Raw genomic sequence first — 26,416 nt, forward strand, 5'->3', positions numbered from 1 at the left:
CTCAGACCCTCCAATCGCGCGAGACCAGCTCGGTCTCGTACTTCGTGGCCGCCGTCCGGAGGCGCTCCGGCTCATCGGTGGCTTGAGTGCGGTAGCCCTTGAGTTCGTCCTGAGTAGCGACGGTCCAACCCGACCCAGCGTGCTTGTCGTCGACCTTCTCGATCAGGCCGGTCAGGTCCTCCAGCGCTTCCAGCACCAGGTCCATCGCGACCACGAAGCTGCCGTACCGTTCCCGAGCGCGCCGGTTGATCGCGTCGATCTGCATCAGTTCCCCTTTCCTGCCGCATACTCCGCTGCCGAGGTCAGGTCAGCCACGAGGAATCGCACCGCGTTACCTACCGTCACCCGCGTTTCCTGGTCCGGTCGACTTGCCGCGAACTTCTCGTAGGCCGCGGTCGCCGCTGCGATGATGTTTTGAATCTCGCTTACCAACTTTCTTCCCCTCCTTGCGTTGTTACCCGTGCCAGTCGTGCTGGCGATTTACGGAGATCTCCCGTTCCCAATTTTCCGCGAGTTTCCACATCGGATTCTTCGGCGGCGGGTCAATCACGTAGATCTCAACCAGCAGCATCGCGGTAATTGCCGCGTTCCGATCGAACTTTCGCCCGGGGAGCCAGGTGACCAGCCAGCCTTCCGGCCCGTTGACCGCGTGATGCTCGGTCACCGTGCTCGTGATCCGGTCCGCATCGACCTCCAAGCTCATGACCTTCCTCCCCTCAGGCATTCCGCTGCGGTCCGTTGGGGTCGAAGGTGGACAGCCCGCCCGGGCACTCGCCGTCGCTGTGCCAGTAATCACCGTCAATCCAGTCTCGGTTACGCATTTTCGGTACCCCAATCAGTGTTGTGGTAGAACCCCAAGACCCCCGGAGTAGATCCCGGGAGTCAAGGCGCGCCACCACAAAAGGCGCGAATTTTGGCATGGATCGGCCCACTGTGTAATTCTCAAACAGCAGATAAGTGCCCTTGCCCGACTCGAACGGGCGGCTAACCAGGAATAGGAAGGGCTACCCGGACACGCGGTCCGATCAGGCGGCGGGCTTGAGACCCATGGCGGCGAACGCCATGCCCGAAACCGTCTCGCCCCGGTCGTTGCGGAAGGAGTACGGCGACACCCGGGCGTCGATCAGCTCGACCAGCTGACCCTCCTCGAACCCCTCGCCGGGGTCGGTCTCCAGGGTCACCCGGATCTCTTCGCCCTTCGTGCCGTCCGACTTCGCGAACAGCGACACGACATAGCGGGTCACGCCGTCCACGGTGACGACCTCCTCGCGGCCGTCCTTGTCCTTCCGTGTCTTCATCGTCGGGGCCTCGGCGATCCGGAGCCGGTAGCCGCCGAGGTTGACGGGGATGTTCCTCATCTATCCACTCCTGTCTTGTGACGTTATATGTCGTACTAGGACTAGGGTAGCACAGTGCTAGGACAGTGCTATGGTCCGTTCGGGTGAACTAGCGCGTTATATGGCGTCTCGGTACAGTTGGTTCATGAAGCAGCCGCAGCAGGTGACAGGGCACCCCTACCAGGCAGTGGCTGCCTCTATCGCGGCCAAGATCGATGCTGGCGAGTTGAAACCGGGCGAGAAGCTTCCCTCAGTACGCGCACTCGCTCGCGATCGCGGCGTGTCGCCGATGACGGCTCAGAAGGCCCTGACTCAGCTCGCCGAGGATGGCTACGCCGAAGTCACTGCCGGCCTCGGCTACTTCGTGACCCAGCCCGGCGAGTCGCACGACGATCCCCTCGCTGCCATCCACCGGCAGATCGACGCTCTGAACGCGACTGTCGCCGACCTGGCTCAGCGTCTTGAGCGGCTGGAAGAGCAGTCCGGCTGAGGCTCGCTCGGCGCTCCGCGACTTCCAGTCGCACGACCCGCTGACGCACCTCGTCGAGTTCAGCAGTCAGCGCCCGGAGGCGACTGGCGATCCGCCGGAGTTGAGCTTCGGATAACCCGTGGGGCGCGCCGGATGCACCCCGCTGCTCTCGCGGTGCCGCCATATCGGCTGCATCTCCCGTCTGACCCGGTTCTGTCCAACCCGTGTTGTTCATGGCTCAAATGAAACCCGCGGAGGCCGGGAGCACGGCAGTGAGCACAGGGGGAGTACGGGAGCAAATGGGGGAGCACTTGAGCGCAGAGAGATGCGCGAGGGTGCGTCCAGGCGCAACTCTTTGTGCTTCACTGGTCGCAGGGAGGTGACGATGGCGGCAGGAAAGAAGGAGCCAAACAGGCGTCTAGCAGCAGTGATGCAGGAAGCGGGCATGAGCAACAAGGGGCTCGCCCGCCGCATCGTCGAGGCGACAGCCGCCTGGAAGGAGCCACTGCGCGCCGACCACAACGACGTCCGCAAGTGGCTTGACGGCATGGTGCCGAGGGACCCCAAGCCTCGCGTCATCGCGCAGGTGCTGTCGGCGAGACTCGGTCGGCCCGTCAGCCTGGAGGACATCGGGCTGGGGGAGGCGGACGCGCCCGAGGACGACGCCCTTGTCACCGAGGGGTTGGCGTACCAAGCCGAACCAGGCCAAGCCGTCAACCTCCTGCACCAGCTCACCGACGCCGATCTCGGCGACCGTCGGCGAGTCGTCAACGCGACGTGGCGCGAGGACGTCGCTCCGCAGATCATCACCGGGTACATGTTCTCTGCACCCGTCGTACTCACGCCCGAGGATGACGGACCCCTGAGGGGCGCCACGGCCGCCGAGCGCATCCGCCGGACGACGGCGCACCTGATGGACATGGACTTCCAGTTCGGCGGTGGCCACACCCGGCGCATGCTCATCCAGTTCTTCCGAGACCAGGTTGTGCCGCTGCTTCGCAAGCACCACCCAGAGCCGGTTCGACGCGAGATCTTCAGTGCCGCAGCAGAGGTCGCACAGTTGCTCGGCTGGAGCGCCTACGACGCCGGACGACACGGGGTCGCCATGCGGTACTTCACCCAGGGACTCAAGCTCGCGCGCGAGGCCGACGACCACATGCTTGGGGCGCGGATGCTGTCGAGTCTGTCCCATCAGGCGAACTACCTCGGTCGGTTCAACGATGCTGTCAGTTTCGCCAGAGCGGCCCAGACCGCGACGCTTGGCCGAGCGACAAGCACGGTCTCCTCGATGTTCTTGGCAATGGAGGCGCGAGCGCTCGCGAGTCTTGGCGACAAGCGCGGGACGGCTACCGCGCTGCACCGTGCCGAGCAAGCCTTCGAGACCCGAGATCCGTCCGTTGAACCAGAATGGATCAACTACTTCGACGCGCTGGAGCTGGCAGGGGAAGCGTCCCACTGCTTCATGGACCTTGGCGATGGCAACAGGACGAAACTCTTCACTGCTCAGGCCATCGACCCGGTCCTCACACCGCCGCGGACTCGTGCGTTCATCCAGATGGTTTCCGCGGCAGGCTCACTCGCCAACGGGGAACCGCACGAGGCCGTAGCGCTTGCGACTGAGGCGGTCGAGCTGGCGGACGGCCTGCAGTCCATGCGGTACTTGCGTTACCTCACTGACTTCTGCAAGGCGCTCCACGAGCTCAAGGCCGACCGGGAGCTGTCGCAGAACTTCACCAGCCTGTTGCGGTCGCGCTACCCGAAGCTTGCCATCCCGCCGGTCGCGGCGTGACCGGGTTCAGAACGGCCGCCAGCGAGCGTTCGCCTCACCGGTGCGAATAGTGCGCATGCGCGTGTCGAACTCCGCCTTGATCTCCGGCGAATGGTCGACGTTCTGCATGATCCACGTCGTCATCTTGATCTCGTGGGTTGCTCGGAGCGTCGGGAAGCCTTCCCAGGCCCGGATGTCGTAGCCGTAGGAACGGGCGAAGTCGTTGTACTGCTTGTCCGTCCACCACCCAGCGGTGACGTACTCAGTCGCGGTCATCGAAAGATCCCACTCCGGCTGTCCCCAGGAGAAGTTCTCGAAGTCGATGAGCAGCGGCCCCGAATCGGTGATCATCAGGTTCTTGATATGAGCGTCGCCGTGGATTGCGCACTCGTCCAGCGGGAAGCTCAGCCGCGAAACCTCGTTTTCCAGCTCCTCACAGCGCTCCAGCAGCAACTGTTTGTCGTCGTCCGAGACGGGTGAGGACGCCACTCGCGGCCGGATCCGAGCGAGGATGTCTGTGCGTGGCAGCGTGAACGTCGTAGGAGACGGCAGCCGGTGAAGTTCCCGCAGCTCGCGGCCAAGAAGCGCGACGTCGTCCGGCATTGCGACCTCGCCGGGGATGAACTCCCAGAACGTGACCGGGTGGCCCCCTGCCGCGCGCGGTTGATCGGCCGGCCTCGACAGTCGACCTGAGGCGAACCCCTGGTCGGCGAGCCAGCGTGCTACCGCGACCTCCTTTTCAACGTTCGGCCAGTAGTCCATGGTCCGCGCGATCCGCACCACGATGGGGGCTGAGGCGAGCTTGTAGAGGGCGTTCTCACCCAGTCGCATCAGCGTTGCGCCCTTGGGGTCCAGGCCTGCGTCACGACAAGCAGTGTCGAGCACGGTGCGAGTGGAGTCGGCGGTGAACGCTGGCGCGGTGTCCGTCATCAAGCCTCCCGTCGTGTGATCCGGGTCCAGGTTACGGGCGGAAAGCGAGAAGAGTTGACCGAGCCGCGGACGGTTCCGAAGATCGCCCGACCCCAGCCACGTAGGTCCCCTTGCATGGCACCGTGATCACCAGCCCCTTGGAACGGAGCAGCTCGGTAGCGTGGCGAGCTGTGCCCAACGAGACGCCGTACTCCTGTGCGAGCCGGCGTTCCGCAGGCAGCCGCGTGTCCGGCGGCAGGTCCCCGCGCTTGATGCGTCGGGCGAGGTGGTCGGCCATCTTCTCGTAGAGCATGCCCGGCTTGTCTGGCTCCAGCTCCTCATAGAAGGTCATAGGTCCCCCGTGGATCTCGTCTCCGTCAATCCGCGACCGAGAACGACCGGCCGCGACTGGATCGAGAGTAGCGCGCCCTAGGCACCTATAGGAACCCACAGGTACCGCTATGAGTATGCAGGCTCTTGCTGGTGCATAGCGTTACGGCATGTCATGGGGAGACCGTTCCGGCCGGATCGACCACCACGGGCCGGAGTACGTCTGGGCGCAGATCGCGAACGACATCCGCCATGACATCGAAAGCGGCGCTCTACCAGCGGGCGCGAAGCTCCCCGGCGGACCGGAGCTGGCCGAGATCTACGGCGTAGCGAAGGCGACGGCCGCCAGGGCCATCAAGGCCCTACGAGATGAAGGGCTGGTGACTGTGGTCTTCGGCCGCGGCACCTTCGTCACTCATCCGGGGTAAGGCTGATCAAAGCCGAGACGGGACCACTGTTTCCGCGGACTACCTCAGTAACGATCAACAGCGCTGCGCCGACCGAGCAACATGGAGTACATCCTGGGTTACGGCAGTGTTCGGGACGGCAAACCGGCGAGAGGCGGGTTCAAGACGCTGAAGCACGTGAATCAGCTGGGGGTCGGGCCAGCACACGCTGTCGACCCGATCACTGATTTCGCTGTGTGTGACGCAGAGATCACGTACATTCCGCCGGAGAGGCCGGCGTTTGGCGGTCAGCTCAACCAGTGCCGAGACTGTCTCGCCTGGTTGAGTGCGGCGGGACGCAACACTTCAACCTAGATTCGCTCGGACGCGGTCCGCAGGACATCGAATGCCGTTTGCTAGCCGACCAACTGCCCAGCCGAGCGTAATTGCCGTGTTCAGAGTTTCCTTACTTGTTCAAGGCGGCCCCTGCGGGGCCGCTGATCCGGCCCTCATCCTGTCGAACCGCCAGACGCGGGCGTGCGGCTGGCGCCGGTCCCGCGTGGCGGTTCGACGGAGGCCGGGCGGCCCCGCAGCCGCCGCAAGAGAAAAGATGCCCTCGCCGGGCAGGCAGGCTCCGGGATGACCGGGGATTGCAGGCCAGGTTGCGCTGGCAGGGTGGGCGCTTGGTGGTCATCCCGTCGCCTGATCTGATGGCTATCACGCCGCGCTGGGGCCGCAAGGTTGGCAAGTTCGGCCGGCGGTTAGGCACGAAGGTTGCGGCCCCAACTCGGCGTGATCGAGACGCCATCAGGCGACGGGATGACCACCAAGCGGCTGGTGCTTGTGGCTCAGACGTTCAAAAACACGCCGCCTCTGCCAAGGCGCTCAAAGCTGTAACCCACAGCGAGAATCGCTCGACTCCACCTGATGTTTTCGCCCAGAGATACTGGTGTAGATGGTTTCCAGGATTCTTTCCCACCAGGACTTGAACCTTCGCCAAGTTCGGCTTGGTTTTATGTGCTATGAAATTGCGGATCAGGCGGATCTCCTCGACTGGGCTCGCAATACTTCCAGTGCTGCCAAGGTGAACACTTGTTGCCCCGACGGCCGCGACTATCTGAGCAGAATTGCTCAGTCCGAGAGCATTAATTACAGTCGTGAGATGGTTAACGTTATACCAGTTCGGCTCGCCGTCAATCAGCTTCAGCTTCAGCTTGCTTCTTCTCAAGAAATTCAATACCTGCGATTCTGACAAGTGTACTTTTGGGGCGTACCTCCTGCCAGATGACCCTGTAGACACGCCACGAGCGCTCAGCATGACTAGTTCGCGGAGGAATCTATTCCAAGCGTCCCATAGTGAAACCACGCAGCCGTCGACGTGAGGAGCATATTGCATTGCGTACTGTTTAACGTGATTGCAGTTCGTTGAGCTCATGAAGTCGTATTCGATCTCCGCGACTTCCGCCTTAAAGTCCGCGCTCGCCTGATCCAGGTTGAATGCAGGCGTACTCATCAGCGATTGACAATCTCATACCCGGCCATTGCTTGACTAAAATATTCAAACCTTATTTGTCGACTGCGCATACGCTGGGTCGAAGTTTTGGCCTCGATCAAGGGAGCGAAACGAGCGGGCAAGTCTTCCGGGTCTGCTGACAGCGCTGAGTTTATTTCACGAAGTCGATCTACGGCCACTTCAACATTAGTCAGCATCTCGTCACGTGTGGGAACGTTGTCCAGCAGTAGTCGACCTGGAGGGAGCAAATCACGTGCGTACATGACGCACGCTACGATGATAAGAAAGTGGGGGCGAGCTACAATTGGCTCCCTCTCGAATTCTGCCAGGAGCTTGGCAGCTTCAAGTGTGACGTCAACCATCTCTTCTCGGTCTGGAAGCTCGTCATCTTTTAGCTTCAAAGTGTTCTCATACAAACGAGTTATGCGATTTTCGTCGCCATCCTGCATCCCGTCCAAGAAGAAACCATAGATCTCCGCGACGAGAGATTGGTCAACCATTCGTACACGTTCTCGGTTGCTCAAAACGCCCAGTGCCCACACTGGCCCCAGCTGTCGTACGGTTTCCTTCACCAAACTGCTGAAGGGAGTGTCAAATCGCGCATTGCGCAATTCTGCGGCGTTAACTGGAACCGTGTAGGAGTTAATCCGTAGGAATACTTCCAGGACATCCTCGTCGCTTGCATTTATTAGCTGCTCGCATGTCAATTTGTAAGCCAAGAAAGCGTCTTTTTCTTCGTCTTCAAGGTCGGAATACCTCATGCCTTTATAGTCGCCGGCTTTTTGTCCGAGGACCAGCTTATTGTTGGCGAAGTCGATAATGGTGCGCAGCCGTTGCTGCCCGTCAACGACATCTCGAATAGTGCGTCGACTGTCCCGGTCAACGGAAGTTCGGAGCAACAATTTCGGGATAGGATATCCTCGCAGGATTGACTCAATAAGATAGGAGCGTGCCGGCGTGGCCCACACTGGTCCACGTTGGAACTTGGGATTGAGCTCAAGCTCTTGGTCGTCATGCCATTTGAGAAAGTCTGCGATTGTGTAATGTTGTGGTGTACTACCCTGCACGTGTCTACCTCTCAGGCTGATGATCTTAGATGTCATTCTGCCGTAAATGGGCGGACATGCAAGAGTGGCTGTCGCCCCTTCGCCTGCTGTGAGATCAAGTCTCTCACGATGTCGAGACCCGTGCGCTACGTCGGCGATAGGTTGCGAGCGGTAGTGCTTACCGTCGATCTCCACCCGGAACTCTCGACGTTCCGTGGCTTGTTGTCGAGGACATGTGACTCGATCGAGCCAGGGCCAGGCGTCGCCATCATGGCGTACAAACCAATAGCCTGATAAGTTCGCACTGGAGTTTGGCCGCGCTCGACGAGATCTCGGGTCGCCTCTGGTTGATGCGCCTTGAGGTCCGGCCCCAGCCCACACTTACCCCCGTCAATTGATCAAACGTACGTCAGCTGATTAGAGTGCCAGGCATCTGCCGCCGTGAATCGCGCAGGTCATGGCGGATGATCAGATGAATCACCCGATAAACGTCCAGTATAAATCTGTGGTTAGCTGGCGCCGCAGTCGTCGGCTGGCTCTGGCCGAGAACCAGGTATTTCAACTACGCCGGGCGCAGTCGCCGACTGTAGTTCGTGAGCGTCAGGCCTCGTCGGCCCACCTCTGAACGAAACGGCCCAGTCCCCGTGAACGTCGCTGAAGTACAAGTCGCCGATTTCCGAAGGGCCGACCTGCATGATTGTGGTGAGCCTCATCTGCTGTGGCGCAGCGATGGTGAGGATGCTACACGGTGGAAGTACGCTGAGGAAAACGTCATACCTCTTCTATCGCCACAACCTAACTTGCCGTTAGGCGCTGCCGTGTGGTCGCCTTGGGTACGAGTTCGACGGCGGCGGGGACTGCGTCCTCGCAGTGGCCTTGACGAACTCTAGGCGGCAAGTTCCTCAACGATCTCATCGCGATGCGACCAGGGGCGAGCCGTGACTGAGTACCGAGTAAAGGCTTCGACGATGTCCGCCGCTACTCCTCTTTTAGTATCGTTGATTAGTGCGTAAAACTGCGTTTCTGGGCCACGTGTGTCTCGTGTATCGTTTATTGCAAAGAGTAGGTTTTCAACGCGATCTCTGCGCGGGCTATTAACGACCTGAACGATTCGTTCTGGAGCTCGTCTAGACTTAGGGATGACGAAGTCCATCAGGTGATCCAACCCGCTTTTTCCTGCGAACTTCGCGTGCGGTGTATAGCGGATGTCGCGATCGTCTAAGAACTTCGCTACATCTTCAATGAACAGGCTTTGAACTGTCGGTTGAGCAAGGACGAACATGTCGTCGACACTCAACATGGCTTGTACGAGATTGTGAAGGCGCTGCCCGAGATCGTGAGGAGTCGCGGTTGTCTGCAGCTCCCCGCCTTCAATTGACACGCCATATCCAGATATCAGCTGGTGAAGCAACTCTCGGCGTCGGACGCCACGGCTATCGACTCCGCTAGATTTGAGTTCGGCGACGATGTACCCGTCGTCAGTGAGCAAGAAAAGGTCTGGCGACTGCCTCTCGGCATAGACCTGAATGTGGTCGTTATGTCTGTCCAGAAAAGGTGTAGTCAGCTCTGAAACAGTGTCATTGAGAGTTTCGCCTGAAATATGGTTCCTGATCCACGAGTAGTAAGACTCAACAAGCAGGTCTGCATTGCCGTTCATGCTAGTCCTCCTTGAAGGTCTGGAGCGGGCAGATTGACAGCCTTGCAGAAGTAATCAAGCGCCGAGGTCAAGTCGGTTGTTCCGTCGACCTTCTCGGCCCACTTGTCACCGTCGCTTTCTCTGTACCGGTGCATGTGGGGGAAACCCAGCTGAAGGCCGTCCGGATTGGTATGGGGCACGGACGTGCAAAGTCTTGCTAACACGATGTCGCGCCTGTACCTAAGCTGGAAGCGCGCCTTGCGTACGTTCCTTTTCGGCCGCCAGATGTCCAGGAGGAAGTGCTCGCTACCGTCATCACTCTCGACTGGGTAGTCATCGTCTGCTCCCTGGGCCAGGTTGATCGGCGATGACAGGCTGTAGACCTTCGCTACACGGAGTAGCTGGTCTGCCCGCCACTGCTCAAGCATGCACGCTCCTACCGACAGTTTGCAGGATGAGAGTACGCGGTCGATGATCTCCGTGCGAGGGCTGCAACTCCGACTGCCGTCACAAAACTGCACGTGACCACCTGCAACGATGCGCGCGCGTCCTACAGCCGCCTTCCGTTCGCCGTTGGCGGCACCGCATGTCCACCGCACATGTGACGCTGGTCTACGAGCTGAGCTCGACGAGGGCAGTGCGGTGCAAGGCAGCAGCTCGTGCGCGAAGGTGACGTCGTAAGGCTGCTCGGTTCTTCCCGCGAGTTTTTGTTGCATGGCAATTGGGGCACAGCGCGATCATGTGACGGGGATGGTCGGGGCCGCCGAGCGCGAGATCGTCGACGTGGTCGACCTCGAGGATCGCGGTTCCGGCCGGAGTGGTGTCTGCCGGCATGCCGGTACACCGATCGTTCTCGCACTGGTTGGCTGCGCGAACAAGCACCGCGTCTCGGGCCTGCCGGCTCCGCTGGTAGTTGTTCCGCTCTCGCTTCTTGGGCTGTGACTGAGCGGCGCTCGAGCTGTGGGTTTCCCCGAGGTCGTCGATGTAGTCCCGGTAGCTGCGTGCGCGAGTGGGTGTGTCAGCGTCCGTGCTAACGGGCACTGGCGGAGGTGGAGTGTCAGTGATCGGCCGGTCGTTCAGACGGGCGATGACGTGTTCCGGCCAAGTCGTGGGGTCTGAATCTGGGACGGCAGCGACGAGGAATGCGTACTCGAGTCGCTGTTCCTTGTCGTCATCCAGAGCCCAGCTCTGTGCGCGATCCAATACGGCGACCCAGGTGACGAAGCTGAACTTGCCACCCGTGGGGCGGTACCAGAACCGTACGGCGCGACGCTCCTGTCGGGCGGTGTCGAGCATCTTATTGCCCCTTGTGAGGGTTTGATGGCCTCGCCGGCCGTCGCCGCGGTACTCGAACGGCGCGATGGGGTCGGGTGGCTCGTCGGCATAGGGGCCTTCTTCGTCGGAGAAGGCGTTGATGATGTCTTCACCGGGGAAGCGAACGATGCCGGCGACTCCGTTACCACCGTAGGTAGCCTGAATAGCGGTCCGGTTGGGGTGCTCCTCGCCGATCTTCGGGGGATTGAGCTGCGCCGCTGTGACGATGGTGAAGCCGAGCCTCTCTAAGCGTCGAGCTGCGCCCTCGGCGCCGCCGTTGAAGCTGCCGGCTAAGAGGGGACCTCGTTCAGGATGCTGGAAGCCGTGAGCTACGCCGGCGATCGCCTTCGAGTCGTAGTGCTTGCCGTCAATCTCGAGCAGGTAGTCTCGCGCCGGATTGAAGCCGTACGCGCTGAGGAACCGGTCTGAGCCGAGCTCGTCGTAGTGCTGGACGGCGCGAACCACCGCCTCAGGATCAGTCAGATCCCCCAGAGTCACCGCTGCCCCCCAAGTCGATCATCGTCCAGGCGGCTCGACTCTACCCTCAAGCGAGGGCGTGACGCTCCCTGCGCAGGGACGCCGGGGTTGCCAACTAATCGCCAAGAATCGATGACAAACGACGGGTGTCAACGATGACTGCCGGCACTCGGCTTGAGCGCATCGATGCAGGTCAAGGCACTTGTTGACACACGACGGCAGGAGTCGGTGATCACGGAAACGACATCAGAAGGTTAGGGGTTCGAATCCCTTCGGGCGCGCGTCTGGTTGAGACAGCAAGACCACGAAGCCCCTCTGGCAACAGAGGGGCTTCGTGCTGTTCAGGGTGGTTCGAGGACGCGACCGGCGCTGGGTGGTATGACCCCAGTGGGGGATTCCTCCTCTTCGGGTGCAACTGGGGCTGGGCGGCCGCGACCAACCAGCACCGTTGTCGCGCCGCTCGAGGAGGAGCCGTGACGAAAGTCTTCTGATTGCTCGTGGTCGGCCTGATGTTCGCCGTGGCCGGTGTGCTCGGCTCGGCCACCGCGTCCGCTGCCTCGGTCACCCCGGTCTTCATCAGTGGCAACCCGTCCTGCGACGGTGGCATCAAGATCGACCCCGTCGTCAGTGGCACCTACGGTCCGGTTCGGATCGTCGTGAGTGGATCGTCGTTCAGCTTCTACACCGTCGGTGACGCTGTGGTGAGCGACGTGATCGTCAAGGGCGGCCCGAACGCGAACTGGTACCACTACGACCCGCCGGTCACGTCGGACACCGGCCTCACCGCCCCGCTCAACCCGAACAGCGGCAAGCCCTACGGCCTGAGCCACCTGTGCTTCTCCGTCGACGACAAGAAGTTCCCCGACCCAAGTGAACACCGTCAGCGGCCGGGCGCGATCACACGGAGCGTGCCCGGCCCGCCCTCGCCGGAGGTGCCCGTGATCCGTCGTCTCGCGCCGGCCGTCCTGGCGGCCGCGCTCCTCACCCAGGTCCCCGGCATCGCGTCCGCCGCGGAGCCGTTGCAGCCCGACCTCGGCATGGCGCGCATCAGTGACCTCAAGATCGCCACGACCGCCTCGGGGCAACGGCAGCTCCGCTTCTCGGCGACGATCGTCAACGTCGGGCGCGGGCCGTTCGGGCTCGTCGCGGACCGGGCGTCCGAGGCGTCGTCCTTCGTGGTCTCCCAACGGGTTCCGCAGTCGGACGGCTCCCGCGTTTCGGTCGGCGTCCCGGCGAGCCTGGTGTACGGCGGGGACGGCCACGGCCACTGGCACGTGCGGGACCTGGAGAGCTACCAGCTCGTGCGGCTCGACAACGGCAGCAAGGTCGGCACCTCGTCGAAGGGCGGCTTCTGCTTCTTCGACACCGACGCCTACCGCCTCACGTTGCCGGGCGCACCGCAGTCCTCTGTGTACTCGCCGGAGACCTGCGGGCACCTCGACTCGCTGACGGTGTCGATGGGCCTGTCCGTCGGCTGGGGCGACCGGTACCCGTGGACGCTGCCCGACCAGTACATCGACATCACCGGCCTCGCCAACGGCCAGTACCGGCTCATCGCCACCGCCGACGCCCAGGGCCTGTTCGTGGAAAGCAACCGCGCCAACAACTCGACGTGGGTGGACATCGCCGTGACGAGCCGCAAGAGCGGGACGTCGGTGAAGATCCTCGACTACGGCCCGGCGGCCTAGGCCGTCAGCGGGACTGGAGCGCGTCCAGGGCCACGGCCTGCGCGAGCACCAGCCGGCGGTCCAGCGACGGGTCGGCGACGCGCACCAGGTAGTGGTCCCGGAACCGGGTCTTCTTTTCGAAGCTGCCGACGAGCTGGCCGTCGCGGACGAAGTCGAAGTGGTACTTCCACGGGAACGGGATGTCGCCGACCCACGGGAGGAAGTCCCAGACACGGCGGAACAGCGCCAGGGCCATGCTGCGCTCGCTGATCTCCACCGGCGGCAGACCCGGCTGCTCCAGCCGCCACGTCGACCGCAGCAGCGACTTGCCGAACTGCTTGCCGAACACGCCGATCGGCTGCCCGTCGCCGGTCGTCACGTCGTAACCGCTCGCCAGGTCGATCACCTTGCGGGCGCGGAACGCGGCGAGCACGTGCTGCTTGCTCTCGTCCGCGTAGAGGGTGACCTGCTCGCGGAAGGTCATCCGCTTCTGCTCGACGAACGCGACCAGCGCGCCGGGCCCGCCGTTGCCGTCCCCGGATACTTTAGGCGGAGATCCTGGGCTGAGCCGCGTGCCGCCGCCGCACGTCTGCCGCGCCGTTCGTGGATGCGCGCAGCGGGGCCTTCTGCAGCTTGCCCGTCGCGGTCTTCGGCAACTCGGTCATCACCTTGACGAAGCCGGGAACCATGTGTTTCGGCATGCGCTCGCGGCAGAACTCCGTCAGCGCGGACGGGTCGATCTCCGCTCCGGGGTCCGGCACGACGCAGATCATGACCTCGTCCTCGCCGCCGGCGTCGTCGGTCTTCACGCCCACCGCGGCGCACTCCGCGATCCCCGGGTAATGCAACACGGCCTGCTCGACCTCGTACGACGAGATGTTCTCGCCGCGGCGGCGGATGCAGTCCTTGATGCGGTCGACGAAGTGCAGCCGCGACTGCTCGTCCAGGAAACCGGCGTCCCCGGTGTGGAACCACAGGTCACGCCAGGCCTCGACGGTCTTGTCCGGCATCTTGAAGTACCCGGCCATGAACGCGCCGGGAATCCGGGGGCGCACGACTATCTCGCCGACGGTGCCTGCCGGGAGCAGCTGCCCCGTCTCCGCATCGGCGATGGCCAGCTCGAACGCGTCCAGTGCCTTGCCGGAGTTCCGGCCCGAGGTCGAGTACGCCACCATGTTGCACTCGGTCATGCCGAATCCGTGGAGCACCTCGACGCCGAAGCGCCGTTCGAATTCCGGGGCGCCCTCGTCGGAGACCGGGATCGACAGCACAGCCCGCAGCCCGTGGTCCAGGTCGGCGTCCGAAGGCGGCTGGTGCAGCACGAAATCGGCCATCACGCCGAGCAGGTGGGTGATCGTCGCGCCGGTGCGGCGGACGTCCGGGAGCCACCCCGACGCGCTGAACCGCTTCGCCAGGTAGAACTGGGCGCCCGCGAACAGCACCGCGCCGACCTGCATGAACAGGCCGTTAGCGTGGAAGAGTGGCAGGGCGACGTACTCCTTGTCCGCCGGGGTCATCCGAAGGTGCGTCGCGATCCCGGCGCCGAAGAGCACGCAGTGCGCGTGCGGGAGGAGCACGCCCTTCGCCGGCCCGGTCGTGCCGGACGTGTAGAGGATCGTGGAGATGTCCGACGGCGCCAGCTCGGCGGGCTCGGCGATCGGGGCGTACGCCACGACCTCGTCCCACCGCGGCTCGCCGAAGACCACGACTTCGCGGACCGAACCGGGCAGTCCCGCGTCCCGCACCGTCTCCAGCAGGTCGGCCTGGACGAACACCACGGACGGCTCCGAGTTCGCCAGCTGGTGGCCCAGGAACTGCCCCTTCAGCTCCGGGTTGAGCGGCACGAAGATGGCGCCGATCAGGTTGGCGCCGAACAGCACCGCGAGGATCTCGGGCCGGTTCCCGGTGACGCACACGACGCGATCGCCCTTGCCGCAGCCGGCCGCGGACAGCCAGCCGGCGACCGCGGCCGCCTTGTCCCACACCTCCCGGTAGGTCCAGGTAGTGCCGTCGAAGGACTCCACGAACACCTGCTCCGGCTGCGCGGCGGCGTGCTTGCGCAGCAGGCTCGGCAGGTCCGTCCGGACGGCGTCCACCAGTGGCGTGCGGGAGCTGGCCGAAGTCACGAGTCTCGTCCTCCTGGCGCGGGGCGTCGGTGACCGCGTTCCGGCAGACGATACCTCAGTTTCAATTCACTCGGTAGGGCCGAACTCCGCCTGTACCTGGGGCAGCACCTCGGTGCCCAGCAGTTCGATCGCCGTCATCACGTGCTTCTGCGGCACCCCCGACCAGTCCATCTGCATGGCGTACCGGTCCGCTCCGACGAGCTTCCCGACCGTGATCAGGCGGTCCGCGACCTCGTTCGGGCTGCCGGTGAACAGCGACGATGCCCCGGCGGTGTACGCGTCGTACTCGGCGCGGGTCGGGACCGCCCAGCCGCGGGCCCGCGCGCCGTACTTCATCGTTTCCAGCCAGTACGGGTAGAACGTGTCCTTCGCGTCCTGCGACTTCCGCGCCACCAGCCCGATCGCGCTCATCGTCACGTGCTGTGTCGCCGGGTCGTTGCCGGACACCTCGCTCGCTCGGCGGTACAGCTCCACCAGCGGCGCGAACCGCTCCGGGCGGCCGCCGATGATCGCGTACACGACGGGCAGCCCGAGCGCGCCGGCGCGGATCGAGGAGTCCTGGTTGCCTCCGGTGCCGACCGAGATGCGCAGGTGCTCGCCGTACGGCCGCGGCAGCACCCGCGCACCCCGCAGCGGCGCGCGGAACTTGCCCGACCACGTCACCGGGTCCTCGCGGTCCAGCGCCAGCAACAGGTCGAGCTTCTCCTCGAACAGCGCGTCGTAGTCCTCCAGGTCCGCGCCGTACAGCGGGAACGACTCGATGAACGACCCGCGCCCCACCAGCAGCTCGGCCCGGCCGCCGCTGAGCTGGTCGAGCGTCGTGAACTGCTGGTAGAGCCGCACCGGGTCCTCGGTGCTCAGCACGGACACGGCGGTCGACAACGTGATCTTCGAGGTCACGCTCGCCGCGGCCGCCAGCACCGTGGCCGGGTTGGAGATCGCGTACGAGTCGAGGTGGTGCTCGCCGAGGCCGTAGAACCCCAAGCCGAGCTCGTCGGCCAGCTTCATCCGCTCCAGCGTGTTCGCCAGCGCCGCCGAGACGGACAGCTGTTCGCCGGTGACCGGGTCGGCCGGGCGGTCACCGAAGCTGTAGATGCCGAGTTCCATGCCTCCCAAGGTAACCAGCGGATGATGACACGTCAACCAAACCGGACGACGAGGCTCGACAGCCGCCAGGTCCCCGGGTCCGGCATGCGCTCGACCTTCACCGGTTCGAACTCCCGGGCGAGCAGCGCGGTCAGCGCCACCTCGGTCTGCACCCGGGCCAGCGCGGCGCCGAGGCAGAAGTGCGGGCCGTGCCCGAAGCCGAGGTGCCCGCCGCCGGGCCGGGTCACGTCGAAGCGGTCCGGATCCTCGAAGGCGCGCGGATCCCGGTTGGCCGCCGCGACCGCCGCGACGATCGCCTCGCCCTCGCGGATCAGCACGCCCTCCAGTTCGACGTCCTCGCGCGCGTACCGCGGGATCGTCATCAGCGTCGGCCCGCACCAGCGGATCAACTCGTCCACCGCGCGCGGCATCAGTCCCGGGTCGGCACGCAGCGCGGCGAGCTGGTCCGGGTGCTCCAGCAGGGCGGCCACGGCGTTCGCGACGAGGTTCGACGGCGTCTGCCCGGCCAGCACCAGGTGCCACACGAGCGTGACCATCTCGGTGTCGCTGAGCCGGTCCTCGGCCCGGATCAGGTCGGCGAGCACGTCGTCACCCGGCTCCTCCCGGCGACGGGCGATGGCGGCCTGCGCGCCGGCCATGACCCCGGGGATCGCGGCGGCGAACGCCGGGCCGTGGCCGCTCGCGACCGCCATGCCGTACTCGCGCCACTGCGGGCGGTCCTCGCCGGGGATGCCGACCAGCTCGCAGATCACGTCCATCGGCAGCGGACGCGCGAAGTCCCGCAGCAGGTCGGCCTCCGCGGGCAGGTCGTCGAGCAGCCGTCCGACGAGCGGTTCGACGCGTGGCCGGAAGTCCAGCGCGCGGCGCGCGGAGAACGCGGGGGACACCAGGCGGCGCAGCCGGGCGTGCTCCGGACCCTCCACTTCGGACATCGTGCGCATGTACGCGCGGCAGTGTTCGGGCACGTCCGGGCGCTGGTAGCTGTTCGAGGTCAGCTCGAAGCGGGGATCGGACAGGACCGCTCGCGCGGTCTCGTGGCGGGTCGCGGCCCACACCGGGCCGAAGCCGGGCGCGCCGACGCGGGCCAGCGGCGACTGCTCCCGCGCGCGGCCGTAGGCGGTGAACGGGTCGGTCAGCACTTCGGGATCGGTCAGGGAGATCTCGGGAATCACTCGCGCTCCAGATGTTGAATTCAGATGTTCACATCATCTGAATGGGCACGATATCTTGGTCTTCGTCCGGATGGCAACGAGGAGGCTTCGTGGCGCGGCTGACCAGGGCGGAGACGCAGGAGCGCAACCGCGCGAAAGTGCTGGTCGCGGCGCGGGAGGAGTTCGCGGAGCGGGGGTTCCGGGAGGCCAAGGTGGACGTCATCGCCGAGCGGGCGGAGCTCACGCGCGGCGCGGTCTACTCGAACTTCCCCGGCAAGCGGGCCCTGTACTTCGCGGTCCTGGCCGACCTCGCGGCCCGCGCGGAGCCGTCCCCGCACAGCAGGCCCGGCACCGACGCCCGGTCCGCGGTCGGCTCGTTCGCCCGCGACTGGATCGTGCGGGACGCCGGCCTGGCCCGCGACCTGCCCGCCGAGGTGATGGCCGACGAGCGGGTGCGGCTGCCGTACGCGCAGCTCATGGAACTCGGCGCGCTGCTGCTCGCGCTGGCGGTGGAACGGCTCGACCCGCCGGAGTCCCCGCCGGGCGCGCCGCCCGCGCGGTACGTGCGCCGGGCGCGGGCGGTGCTGACGTCGCTGCACGGCGCGCGTCAGCTCACCGTCGCGGCGCCCGGGTTCGTCGAGCCGTTCGACGTGATCAGCACCTGCGAACAGCTCGCCGACCTGCCGTTCAACGACTGGTGGGCCCCGCCGCAGGTGTCCCCGCAGCCGCGCCCCGCCGACGAGCCGTGGTCGCCCGGCGAGGCCGTCGACCTGGTGCGCGGCGAGCCGGTCCGGCTCCCGTCCGACGGCGTCGTCGCGGTACTCGGCCTGCACCGGCTCGCCGTCGTGGAGGAAGCCGTCCGGGCGGGGCTGGATGTCACGCTCGTGGCGGTCACCGGGGAACCGGCCGAGCTGGGGCCGCTCGCGCGCCTGGTGATGACCGAGGTCGCCGCGTGCCTGCGGCAGGCGTTCCCCGAGGCCGCGTGGCCGCGCCTGCGGGTCGTGTGCGACGAGCGGGGCGAGCTGGCCGCGGCGGCGGGCGTCCCGGCGGTCAGTGACGCGACCGAGGTGGCGGTGCGCGTGGCCGGCGGCCGGATCGTCGCGCGCGCGGACGGATTCGGCGCCTGCCACGCGGTGTCCGCGGGGAAACTTGCGCCCGCCGCCACCGCCAACCACGATCGTTCCTCGTGACTACGGCGGAAACCTCGCTCCGGTACGGCCAGGCCGCCGGGCGCTGGGTCCTGTTCGCCACCGTTCTCGGGTCCGGTGTCACCTTCCTGGACGCCACGGTCGTGAACATCGCGCTGCCCAAGATCGGCAGCGACCTCGAGGCGAGCACGGCCGGTCTGCAGTGGACGATCAACGGCTACACGCTCAGCCTCGCCGCGCTGATCCTGCTCGGCGGCTCCCTCGGCGACCGCTTCGGGCGGCGGCGGATCTTCGTGCTCGGCGTGGCGTGGTTCGCGATCGCGTCGCTGCTCTGCGGGCTCGCGCCGGACATCTGGACGCTGGTCGCCGCCCGCGTGCTGCAGGGCGTCGGCGGCGCCCTGCTCACGCCCGGGTCGCTGGCGATCCTGGAGGCCTCGTTCCACCCCGACGACCGCGCGAAGGCGATCGGCGCGTGGTCCGGGCTCGGCGGGATCGCCGGGGCGCTCGGACCGTTCCTCGGCGGGTGGCTGGTCGAGGTGGCGAGCTGGCGGCTGGTGTTCCTGATCAACGTGCCGCTCGCGGCGATAGTCGTGCTGGTCGCGCTCCGGCACGTCCCGGAGACCCGCAACCCGGAGGCCGCGCGGCAGCTGGACTTCACCGGCGCGGCGATGGGCGCGCTCGGGCTGGCCGGGCTGAGCTACGGCTTCACGGCGTGGCCGGCGCTCGGCGCGGGCTCGCCGACGGTGCTGGCGGCGCTCGGCGTGGGGGTCGCCGGGATCGCGGCGTTCGTGCTGACCGAGCGGCGGTCGCGGCACCCGATGCTGCCGCTCGGCGTGTTCGCGTCGCGGGCGTTCACCGCGGCGAACCTGGTGACGTTCGCGGTGTACGCCGCGCTGGGCGGCGTGTTCTTCCTGGTCGTGCTGAACCTGCAGGTCGTCGGTGGGTACTCGCCGGTCGCGGCAGGTTCGGCGATGCTGCCGGTGACCGCGCTGATGCTCGTGCTGTCGGCGCGCGCCGGGGCGCTCGGGCAGCGGACCGGGCCGCGGCTGCCGATGACCGCAGGGCCGGTCGTGTGCGCGGTGGCGCTCGTGCTGCTGTCCCGGATCTCGGCGAGCCCGTCGTACCTGACCGAGGTGCTGCCCGCGGTCGTGGTGCTCGGGCTCGGCTTGTCGCTGACGGTCGCGCCGCTGACCGCGACCGCGCTCGGCGCGCTCGACGACCGCTACGCGGGGGTGGCAAGTGGCGCGAACAACGCGATCGCCCGCACCGCCGGGCTGCTCGCGGTCGCGGTGCTGCCGCTGGTCGCGGGCATCGGCACGGGCAGCCTGACCGATCCCGCGGCGCTCGCGCCCGCCTACCGCACGGCGATGCTGGTGTGCGCCGGACTGCTCGTCGCGGGCGCGTTGATCGCGTTCGCGTTCGTGCCCGGCCGCCCGAAGCCGGCGCCGGTCAGCCCGGTGAAGGTGCACTGCGCGGTGGCCGGCACACCGCTGCACCCCGCGGAATGCCGCGAGCCCTGGGAACGTTGACCGGTGTGCGAGGAAGGAGCGGGTATGAAGAGCAGGAATTCGCTCAGGTCGCTCAAGCGCCAGCCGGGCTCGATCGTGGTCCGGCGCCGGGGGCGTTCGTTCGTCATCAACAAGAACAACCCCCGGGTGAACGCCCGTCAAGGCTGAATTGTCCGGAAACAGGGTCCGTCCAGAGTCGACGGACCCTGTTCTTTTGTGTCGCGTGCCGTTTATCGTGTCGATCGATGAACGTTCGTGGAACTGCCGTCGTGGTCGGCGCTACCGGCGGGATCGGTGCGGAAGTGGCCGCCGCCCTGGCCGACCGGTACACCGTTTGGGTCGCCGGGCGGGACGAGACCGCGTTGAAGGAATTGGCCGGAACGTTACCGGACGCGCATTGCTGGACCGTCGACCTCGCGGCCGATCCGGACATTTCCGATAATTGTCCGGAATTGTCGTCGGTCGACGTGGTCGTGCATTGTGCGGGTGTTTTCCAACTGGGTTCGGTCGCGGACACCGATCTCGACGTGTGGCGTGAGCTGTTCGCCGTGAACCTGTTCGGCGTCATCGGGACGACCCGGCGGCTGCTGCCCGCGCTGCGAGCCGCGCGGGGACGGGTGATCCTGGTGAACTCGACGGCCGTCCTCGGCTCACCCGCCCACCGGTCCGCCTACGCCGCCAGCAAGACGGCGCTGCGGGTGTTCGCCGAGGCGCTGCGCCGCGAGGAGCTCCCGAACGGGGTCCGCGTCACGAGCATCTACCCGGGACGCGTCGCGACGCCGATGCAGCAGACGGTCCGCCGGATGGAGGGCGGGCCCTACGAGCCCGAGCGGTACCTCGACCCGGCGTCGATCGCGGACGCGGTGCGATCCGTGCTGGACGCGCCGCCGAACACGCATCCGACCGAGCTCGTGATCGAGCCCGAATGGCGTCCGTGACCTTGCGGTCGCGGCCCGCATCCGGTGGTATGGCGGCATGAACCAGACGGACGCTGTCGTCGTGATCGCGACCATCGAGGCCGCGGAAGGCAAGGAGGCCCAGGTCGAGGAGGCGCTGCGGACCGCGGTGCGGGCGGTGCACTCCGAGCCGGGCTGCGAACGCTACGCGCTGCACCGCGACGCGAAGTCGCCGACGACGTTCGTGATGGTGGAGAAGTGGGCGTCCGGCCCGGCGCTCGGCGCCCACGGCAAGGGCGCGGCCCTCGCCGAACTGGGCGCGGCCCTCGACGGGCTGCTCGCGAAGCCGATGGACGTGCGGCTGCTGACCCCGCTGCCGGACGGGGACGGCAAGCTGGGCGCGCTGTGAACCTGCCGCTCGCCGGGATCACCGTCGTCAGCCTGGAGCAGGCCGTCGCGGCGCCGTTCGCGACGCGCCAGCTCGCCGATCTGGGTGCCCGGGTGATCAAGGTGGAACGTCCCGGTGGCGGCGATTTCGCGCGGCGCTACGACACGACCGTGCACGGCCAGTCCAGCTACTTCGTCTGGCTCAACCGGTCCAAGGAGTCGCTGACCCTCAACCTCAAGGACCCCCGTGGCCGGGAGGTCCTGGCCGGCCTGCTCGCCGGCGCGGACGTGTTCGTGCAGAACCTCGCGCCCGGCGCGGCGGCCCGCCTGGAGCTGGACCCGGCGACGCTCGCGCAGCGGTACCCGTCGTTGATCCCGTGCACGATCAGCGGGTACGGCACGGACGGGCCGTGGGCGGAGCGGAAGGCCTACGACCTGCTCGTCCAGTGCCAGACCGGCCTGGTGTCGCTGACCGGGACGCCGGAGGGCGCGGCGCGGGCGGGGGTGTCGGTCGCGGACATCGCGGGCGGCATGTACGCCTACTCGGGCATCCTGACGGCCCTGTTCACGCGGGCCACGACCGGCCGGGCGGAGCCGGTGGAGGTGTCGTTGTTCGACGCGCTGTCCGAGTGGATGGGACAGCCGGCCTACTACACGCGCTACGGCGGCACGCAGCCGCCGCGGGTGGGCACCCAGCACGCGACGATCGCGCCCTACGGGGCGTACACCGCGGCCGACGGCAAGGACGTGCTGTTCTCGATCCAGAACGAGCCGGAGTGGGTCGCGTTGTGCTCGCGGTTCCTGCAGCGGCCCGAGCTGGTCGACGACCCGCGGTTCGCGACCGGTTCCGCACGGGTGGCGCACCGGGACGAGCTGAACGAGATCGTGGCGGCGCGGTTCCGCGAGCTGGACAGCGACAAGATCATGGCCCTCCTGGACGACATCGGCGTGGCGAACGCGGGGGTGAACTCGGTGCACGAGTTCCTGGCGCACCCGGTGCTCGCCGAGCGCGACCGGTGGCGCACGGTGCCGATCCCCGGCGGGACGGTGGAGGCGCTGCTCCCGCCGGTGATCATGGGCGGGTTCGAGCCGCGGATGGGGCCGGTGCCCGAGGTGGGCGCGCACACCTCCGCGATCCTCCAGGAACTCGGCCACGACGAGGCCGCCGTGGAGCGACTGCGGGCGGAGGGTGTGGTCTGACCCTGGGCCGGCCGGCGGAAGCAGAAGCCACAGCGCGTCGGCGGTGGGGGGTGACCTGGATTGAGCCCCTCGTTCGTGGGGTACTCCCCAGTATGCGTCGCACGTTGCTCGGGATTTACCTGAACGACCATGTGGCCGTGGTGACGGCCGGGGTGGAGCTGGCCAGGCGCTTCGCCCGTGCCGAGGCCGACTGGGCGGGCAACGGCAAGCTCGATCGCCTCGCCGAGGAGATGGCCGAGGACCGCGACGCCCTCGTCGACATGATGCGCGCTCTCGGCGAACCCTCCCGCCCCACCGGCCACTGGGCCGGGTGGCTCCTGGAGAAGGCGGGCAGGCTCAAGTTCAACGGCCGCCTGCTGAACCGTTCGCCGCTCAGCCGCGTCGTCGAACTCGAGGGGCTCCGGCTCGGCGTCGAGGGCAAGGTCGCGGCCTGGCGCACCCTGCGTGCCCGCGCCGCCGTCGACCCGCGGCTGGACGCCGACCAGCTCGACGAGCTGATCGCGAACGGGCGCAGTCAGGCGACGCGGCTCGAACGCCTGCGGGCACGCGCGGTGGCCGAGCTGTTCGGTGAGGAAACCGACCAGGCCGCCTGACGACACCGGTTCGCGCGTAAGGATCCACGAGTTCTTCCCCTGTGGTTAACCCGTTTCGTCGCGTCGTGTGTTAGGCGTCTCCCATCAGTCCGCAATGGACAGTCGAGTTGTCCACAGATCCGTCCACCTGTGGATCGCTTTGTGGACAACCGCTCAGGCGGGTGTGGCGTACCGGACTTCGGCTTTGAACCGCGTTCGCGCGGCGATCCGGCGGGCGCCGCTCATGTTCATGCGCCACGTGGCCATCGCGACGCTGACCCGGAAGTGGTTGGCCACCGAGTGATCCGACCAGCCCTTGAACGCCGCGATCCGCGCGGCGTCGGTGGGGATGAGGAGCTCGCCGGACAGTTCGGCGGCCTCCTCCTCGATGCCCGCCACGGCCGAGCGGCAGCCGTTCTCGTCGGTCAGCGTTGGACCGAACGGGTGCTCCAGGAGCACGTGCGCCATCTCGTGAGCGATCGTGGATCGCCTGCGGCGCATGGGGTGCACGTGGTTCTCGATGATCACGGCGCCGCTCGGGTCGAGCGGGACCAGCGCCGCGGAGAACACGTGCGGACGTTCTTCCGTCAGGTGCCGCACCGACTCCGCCGGCAGGAACGGGCTGCGCAGGTCGAACACCTCGATCCCGTACAGCTCGGCCAGCGCCCACGGGTCCAGCGGGGCGAAGACCTCGGTGCCCAGCTCGGCCCGCACCTCGAGGGCGAGTTCCCTGGCCTCCTTCTTGAAACCACGGCGGAGGGTCATTTCGACTCCTTGTTCTTGGCGCGGATGTGTCGCATCGTCAGGCCGACCACGTCCAGCAGGTGCTGCTGGTCGGACTCGCTGAGTTCTTCCTCGGCCCGGAGCAGCGGCGCGAGCTGCGCTTCGAGCGAGGGCCGGCGGCGCCCGTCGGGCTGGCCCTCCGGCCACACCATGAACGTCTCGGCGGGCATCCCGAGCCACTGGACGAGCGCGATGAACCCGTCCAGGTCCGGCCGGTGACCGTTGCCCATCCGGCTGACCAGGGACGCGCTCACCCCGGCCTCGGCCGCGAGCTGCCGCCACGACAAGCCGCGTGACTCGCGCTCCGCGTCGAGGGCCGCATAGAGCCTCCCCGTGTCCAGCCGTCCGCCCATGTGGCACACCTCCGCTTTCCGTTCCGTCGCAGTTTTGCCGAACCGTTGCGGAGGTGCAACGGTGATGTACTATAGGGACAGTGTTGCTCCAGTGCAACACCCGAGGAGGGAGAGGGATCATGTCGCGGACGGTGTACTGGGTCTCGCCGATGCTGGGCAGCTGGGATGTGAAGCGGGGCGAGGCGGTGCTGTCGCACCACGAACGCAAGCGGGACGCGGTGCGCGCGGCCGCGAAGCTGGCGCGCGCCGACCGCCCGAGCGTGCTCAGGATCCAGCGGCGCGACGGGTCGATCGAGAGCAGACGGCTCTACGGCAACGATCCGCTGCCTGCTCCGGGTTGACTTCTCCCGCGGCCTGCCGCCGGGGGTGGGGTGGGTGGGCATGGGGTGGACGATAGGGGTGGGGTCTGACAATTCGGGGCGCTTCGTCCCGGCGCCTCAGGAGGCCCTCCGCCCGGCGTCCCCTGTGGACAGTGCGGTTTCCACCTCCGCGCACAGGATGTGGACCGCCACGAGGTGGGCTTCCTGCACGGTGGCCGCCGTGCCGGGCAGGCACAGGGCGTCTTCGACGACGTTCGCCAGCGGGTTCGGGCTCGGCCCGGTCAGCGCCCACACGTTCGCCCCCGCCCGCACACCCTCCTCGGCCGCGCGCGTCAGGTTGCGGCTGCGGCCGTTCGCCGACAGCAGCAGGAGGATGTCGCGCGGCCGGGCGTGCGCGCGCACCTGCCGCGCGAAGACCTCGGCGTGGTCGTACTCGTACTCGTCGCCCACCGCGATGAGGCTGGAGGCGTCGGCGTGCAAGGCGATCGCGGAGAACGGCGGGTGGTCGTCGTGGTAGCGGCCCAGCAGGTCCGCGGTCAGTTGCCTGGCCTCGGCCGCGGACCCGCCGTTGCCCGCGGCGAGCAGCCGGCCGCCCTCGCTCAACCGCTCGGCGAGCACGCGGCCCCATCGCGTGAGGCGCCCGGTCTGCCGACGGAGCGCGCCCAGCGTCTCGTCCAGGGTGTCCAGGTGTCCGCGCGCCACGTTCGGCAGTGTGGTGGTCGCGCTCATGTGGAGGAGGTTTGCCTGCTGTTCAACGTTTAAACTTCTCCGCCGCCCACGCGGCGGCCAGCCCGGCGAGGAGGAAGAGCGCCGCGAGCCACGGCAGGAAAGCGCCACGCATCACCTCGAGTGCGGCGGCGCCCAGCACCCCGGCCAGGGACACCGCGAGGTAGATCGCCGACGCGTTCAGCGAAACCACCAGCGACGGCGTCGTGGGCGCGGCGGCGATCAGCTGGTGCTGCTGCGGCACCATCACCGACCACGAGGCCAGCCCGTAGGCGACGACGGCGATCAACGCGCCGGCGAACGTCGCCGCCGTCCACGGCATGAGCGCGAAGTCGAGCGCGCCCAGCGCCATCGCGGCGGTGATGACCCGCATCGGGCCGACGCGGTCGGTCCACCCGCCGGTCACCACGTTGCTGACCGTGCCGGCAACCCCGGCGGCGAACAGCAGGACGGTGAGGCGGACGCCGTCGCCCGCGGTGGCCTGTTCGACGATCACGCTGAGGTAGATCGTGACCAGGTAGATCCCGACGAACATGGCCACCGTGGCGGTCAGGATCAGCAGCACCGTCCGGTCCCGCAGCGGAGCCAGGCGCGCCCGCAGGGTGGTGGCAGGCGGGTTCGGCACCGGCGGCAGCCAGAGCGCGACGCCCGCCGCGGCCACCAGGCCGAGCGCGGCGACCAGCCACATCGTCTGGCGCCAGCTCGCCACCGAGCCGAGCAGCGTCCCGATCGGCACGCCCAACGCGGTCGACGACACCAGGCCCAGCGTGACCAGCGACATCGCGCGGCCACGCCGTTCCGGTGACGCCAGGGCGGCCGCGGCGGTGGAAGCGGTCGGCGTGATGGCGGCGGCACCGGCCGCGGCGATCACCCGCGACGCCAGGGCGAGGCCGTAGTCCGGCGCGAGGGCGGTGACGGCGTTGCCCAGCACGAAGACGCCGAGCGCGGCCAGCAGGACGGTGCGCCGCGGCCAGTTCCCGGTCGCGGCGGCGAGCACCGGGGACAGCACGGCGTAGGCGATCGCGAAGACGGACACGAGCTGGCCGGCCTCGCCGACGCTGACGTCCAGCGAGCGGGCCAGTTCGGGCAGGACGCCGTTGACGACGAAGGCGTCCGTGCCGACCGCGAACGTCGCGATCGTCAGGACGCCGATCCGGGCGGGCAGGCGGTGGGTGGTGGTGACCATGGCTCCTCAAATGATACTGATCGGTTCCGTTTGAACGGTACTGATCGGTTCCGTTTGAACGGTACTGATCGGTTCCGTTTCTGGTCAAGATCCGATACCGT

General features: G+C 66.9%; 30 protein-coding genes. 12 read left to right on the forward strand and 18 right to left on the reverse strand.

Features of this window, described 5'->3' with window-relative positions; translation table 11 throughout:
- Nucleotide 1: 1 nt before the first annotated feature.
- The 3 genes from AMY39116_RS0304480 to AMY39116_RS0304490 form a co-directional block, all read right to left on the reverse strand.
- Entirely contained in the window at nt 2-265 is a 264-nt protein-coding gene (locus AMY39116_RS0304480; protein WP_020416508.1) for a hypothetical protein, read from the reverse strand.
- 189 nt (nt 266-454) lie between these two features.
- Nucleotides 455-703, reverse strand: coding sequence for a hypothetical protein (locus tag AMY39116_RS0304485; protein WP_020416509.1), 249 nt, complete (start codon nt 701-703; stop codon nt 455-457).
- A gap of 322 nt (nt 704-1,025) precedes the next feature.
- Complete coding sequence (locus AMY39116_RS0304490; protein ID WP_020416510.1) at nt 1,026-1,358, reverse strand: hypothetical protein; 333 nt, start codon at nt 1,356-1,358, stop codon at nt 1,026-1,028.
- A gap of 124 nt (nt 1,359-1,482) precedes the next feature.
- Between AMY39116_RS0304490 and AMY39116_RS0304495 the strand changes: the two genes are divergently transcribed.
- On the forward strand, nt 1,483-1,827 hold the full coding sequence (locus tag AMY39116_RS0304495) for a GntR family transcriptional regulator (RefSeq protein WP_027935631.1): 345 nt from the start codon (nt 1,483-1,485) through the stop codon (nt 1,825-1,827).
- Between the two features lie 364 nt (nt 1,828-2,191).
- Nucleotides 2,192-3,595 carry a hypothetical protein gene (locus AMY39116_RS42185; RefSeq protein WP_157358397.1) on the forward strand — a complete coding sequence of 468 codons (1,404 nt, stop codon included), beginning with the start codon at nt 2,192-2,194 and terminating at the stop codon, nt 3,593-3,595.
- Between the two features lie 6 nt (nt 3,596-3,601).
- On the opposite strand, the gene AMY39116_RS0304505 is transcribed toward AMY39116_RS42185, so the two are convergent.
- Both AMY39116_RS0304505 and AMY39116_RS42190 read right to left on the reverse strand, forming a co-directional pair.
- On the reverse strand, nt 3,602-4,504 hold the full coding sequence (locus AMY39116_RS0304505) for an aminoglycoside phosphotransferase family protein (RefSeq protein ID WP_020416513.1): 903 nt from the start codon (nt 4,502-4,504) through the stop codon (nt 3,602-3,604).
- Nucleotides 4,505-4,535: 31 nt separating this feature from the next.
- Nucleotides 4,536-4,835 carry a winged helix-turn-helix domain-containing protein gene (locus tag AMY39116_RS42190; protein ID WP_020416514.1) on the reverse strand — a complete coding sequence of 100 codons (300 nt, stop codon included), beginning with the start codon at nt 4,833-4,835 and terminating at the stop codon, nt 4,536-4,538.
- Between the two features lie 148 nt (nt 4,836-4,983).
- Here AMY39116_RS42190 and AMY39116_RS0304515 point away from each other — a divergent pair, with 148 nt between their 5' ends.
- Nucleotides 4,984-5,241 (forward strand): winged helix-turn-helix domain-containing protein, encoded by a 258-nt coding sequence (locus AMY39116_RS0304515; RefSeq protein WP_020416515.1) that lies wholly within the window; start codon nt 4,984-4,986, stop codon nt 5,239-5,241.
- An 814-nt stretch (nt 5,242-6,055) separates the two neighbouring features.
- On the opposite strand, the gene AMY39116_RS45950 is transcribed toward AMY39116_RS0304515, so the two are convergent.
- From AMY39116_RS45950 to AMY39116_RS42195, 5 genes are all read right to left on the reverse strand, one after another.
- Nucleotides 6,056-6,712 (reverse strand): hypothetical protein, encoded by a 657-nt coding sequence (locus AMY39116_RS45950; RefSeq protein WP_157358399.1) that lies wholly within the window; start codon nt 6,710-6,712, stop codon nt 6,056-6,058.
- Entirely contained in the window at nt 6,712-7,779 is a 1,068-nt protein-coding gene (locus AMY39116_RS45215) for a DUF262 domain-containing protein (protein ID WP_162146026.1), read from the reverse strand. The genes AMY39116_RS45950 and AMY39116_RS45215 overlap by 1 nt, the downstream gene beginning before the upstream one ends.
- Nucleotides 7,780-8,644: 865 nt before the next feature.
- Complete coding sequence (locus AMY39116_RS45220) at nt 8,645-9,415, reverse strand: DUF1829 domain-containing protein (RefSeq protein ID WP_084506011.1); 771 nt, start codon at nt 9,413-9,415, stop codon at nt 8,645-8,647.
- The gene (locus tag AMY39116_RS45955; RefSeq protein WP_157358401.1) at nt 9,412-9,822 is read right to left on the reverse strand and encodes a hypothetical protein; all 411 of its coding nucleotides are present in this window, start codon (nt 9,820-9,822) and stop codon (nt 9,412-9,414) included. The genes AMY39116_RS45220 and AMY39116_RS45955 overlap by 4 nt, the downstream gene beginning before the upstream one ends.
- Nucleotides 9,823-10,006: 184 nt before the next feature.
- Nucleotides 10,007-11,173, reverse strand: coding sequence for an HNH endonuclease (locus AMY39116_RS42195; protein ID WP_157358402.1), 1,167 nt, complete (start codon nt 11,171-11,173; stop codon nt 10,007-10,009).
- 509 nt (nt 11,174-11,682) lie between these two features.
- Here AMY39116_RS42195 and AMY39116_RS47335 point away from each other — a divergent pair.
- Complete coding sequence (locus AMY39116_RS47335; protein ID WP_235716059.1) at nt 11,683-12,873, forward strand: lysyl oxidase family protein; 1,191 nt, start codon at nt 11,683-11,685, stop codon at nt 12,871-12,873.
- Nucleotides 12,874-12,877: 4 nt separating this feature from the next.
- Here AMY39116_RS47335 and AMY39116_RS0304535 read toward each other — a convergent pair whose 3' ends face one another.
- The 4 genes from AMY39116_RS0304535 to AMY39116_RS0304550 all read right to left on the reverse strand — a co-directional run bounded on the left by AMY39116_RS0304535 (nt 12,878) and on the right by AMY39116_RS0304550 (nt 17,257).
- The gene (locus AMY39116_RS0304535) at nt 12,878-13,336 is read right to left on the reverse strand and encodes a hypothetical protein (protein ID WP_020416518.1); all 459 of its coding nucleotides are present in this window, start codon (nt 13,334-13,336) and stop codon (nt 12,878-12,880) included.
- A 61-nt stretch (nt 13,337-13,397) separates the two neighbouring features.
- Nucleotides 13,398-14,978: an AMP-binding protein gene (locus AMY39116_RS42200; protein WP_084506012.1), complete on the reverse strand. Its 1,581-nt coding sequence runs from the start codon at nt 14,976-14,978 to the stop codon at nt 13,398-13,400.
- A 66-nt stretch (nt 14,979-15,044) separates the two neighbouring features.
- Nucleotides 15,045-16,085, reverse strand: a complete 1,041-nt coding sequence (locus AMY39116_RS0304545) for an LLM class flavin-dependent oxidoreductase (RefSeq protein ID WP_020416520.1) — start codon at nt 16,083-16,085, stop codon at nt 15,045-15,047.
- Between the two features lie 32 nt (nt 16,086-16,117).
- Entirely contained in the window at nt 16,118-17,257 is a 1,140-nt protein-coding gene (locus tag AMY39116_RS0304550) for a cytochrome P450 (protein ID WP_020416521.1), read from the reverse strand.
- Between the two features lie 89 nt (nt 17,258-17,346).
- On the opposite strand from AMY39116_RS0304550, the gene AMY39116_RS0304555 reads away from it, so the two are divergent.
- The 7 genes from AMY39116_RS0304555 (at nt 17,347) to AMY39116_RS0304585 (ending at nt 22,968) form a co-directional block, all read left to right on the forward strand.
- Nucleotides 17,347-18,426 carry a TetR/AcrR family transcriptional regulator gene (locus AMY39116_RS0304555; protein ID WP_020416522.1) on the forward strand — a complete coding sequence of 360 codons (1,080 nt, stop codon included), beginning with the start codon at nt 17,347-17,349 and terminating at the stop codon, nt 18,424-18,426.
- Entirely contained in the window at nt 18,423-19,913 is a 1,491-nt protein-coding gene (locus AMY39116_RS0304560) for a DHA2 family efflux MFS transporter permease subunit (RefSeq protein ID WP_020416523.1), read from the forward strand. The genes AMY39116_RS0304555 and AMY39116_RS0304560 overlap by 4 nt, the downstream gene beginning before the upstream one ends.
- 24 nt (nt 19,914-19,937) lie before the next feature.
- The gene (locus tag AMY39116_RS0304565) at nt 19,938-20,060 is read left to right on the forward strand and encodes a ribosomal protein bL36 (protein WP_020416524.1); all 123 of its coding nucleotides are present in this window, start codon (nt 19,938-19,940) and stop codon (nt 20,058-20,060) included.
- A gap of 77 nt (nt 20,061-20,137) precedes the next feature.
- A complete protein-coding gene (locus tag AMY39116_RS0304570) occupies nt 20,138-20,830 on the forward strand; it encodes an SDR family oxidoreductase (RefSeq protein WP_027935633.1) in 693 nt (230 codons plus the stop codon).
- A gap of 37 nt (nt 20,831-20,867) precedes the next feature.
- A complete protein-coding gene (locus AMY39116_RS0304575) occupies nt 20,868-21,197 on the forward strand; it encodes a putative quinol monooxygenase (RefSeq protein ID WP_020416526.1) in 330 nt (109 codons plus the stop codon).
- Nucleotides 21,194-22,375, forward strand: coding sequence for a CaiB/BaiF CoA-transferase family protein (locus tag AMY39116_RS0304580; RefSeq protein WP_020416527.1), 1,182 nt, complete (start codon nt 21,194-21,196; stop codon nt 22,373-22,375). The genes AMY39116_RS0304575 and AMY39116_RS0304580 overlap by 4 nt, the downstream gene beginning before the upstream one ends.
- Before the next feature lie 92 nt (nt 22,376-22,467).
- On the forward strand, nt 22,468-22,968 hold the full coding sequence (locus tag AMY39116_RS0304585; protein ID WP_027935634.1) for a hypothetical protein: 501 nt from the start codon (nt 22,468-22,470) through the stop codon (nt 22,966-22,968).
- Nucleotides 22,969-23,121: 153 nt separating this feature from the next.
- Here the strand turns inward: AMY39116_RS0304585 and AMY39116_RS0304590 are convergent, their stop codons facing one another.
- Nucleotides 23,122-23,712 carry an ImmA/IrrE family metallo-endopeptidase gene (locus AMY39116_RS0304590; protein WP_020416529.1) on the reverse strand — a complete coding sequence of 197 codons (591 nt, stop codon included), beginning with the start codon at nt 23,710-23,712 and terminating at the stop codon, nt 23,122-23,124.
- Nucleotides 23,709-24,083: a helix-turn-helix domain-containing protein gene (locus AMY39116_RS0304595; protein ID WP_017986264.1), complete on the reverse strand. Its 375-nt coding sequence runs from the start codon at nt 24,081-24,083 to the stop codon at nt 23,709-23,711. Before AMY39116_RS0304595 ends, AMY39116_RS0304590 begins: the two co-directional genes overlap by 4 nt.
- Before the next feature lie 119 nt (nt 24,084-24,202).
- On the opposite strand from AMY39116_RS0304595, the gene AMY39116_RS0304600 reads away from it, so the two are divergent.
- On the forward strand, nt 24,203-24,424 hold the full coding sequence (locus tag AMY39116_RS0304600) for a DUF2188 domain-containing protein (RefSeq protein WP_020416530.1): 222 nt from the start codon (nt 24,203-24,205) through the stop codon (nt 24,422-24,424).
- A gap of 96 nt (nt 24,425-24,520) precedes the next feature.
- On the opposite strand, the gene AMY39116_RS0304605 is transcribed toward AMY39116_RS0304600, so the two are convergent.
- Both AMY39116_RS0304605 and AMY39116_RS42205 read right to left on the reverse strand, forming a co-directional pair.
- Nucleotides 24,521-25,132 (reverse strand): SIS domain-containing protein, encoded by a 612-nt coding sequence (locus AMY39116_RS0304605; protein WP_020416531.1) that lies wholly within the window; start codon nt 25,130-25,132, stop codon nt 24,521-24,523.
- 22 nt (nt 25,133-25,154) lie between these two features.
- A complete protein-coding gene (locus AMY39116_RS42205; protein WP_020416532.1) occupies nt 25,155-26,315 on the reverse strand; it encodes an MFS transporter in 1,161 nt (386 codons plus the stop codon).
- Nucleotides 26,316-26,416 lie beyond the last annotated feature (101 nt).

It is taken from the genome of Amycolatopsis sp. ATCC 39116 (assembly GCF_000231075.2).
In the GTDB taxonomy this organism is placed as follows: domain Bacteria; phylum Actinomycetota; class Actinomycetes; order Mycobacteriales; family Pseudonocardiaceae; genus Amycolatopsis_E; species Amycolatopsis_E tucumanensis.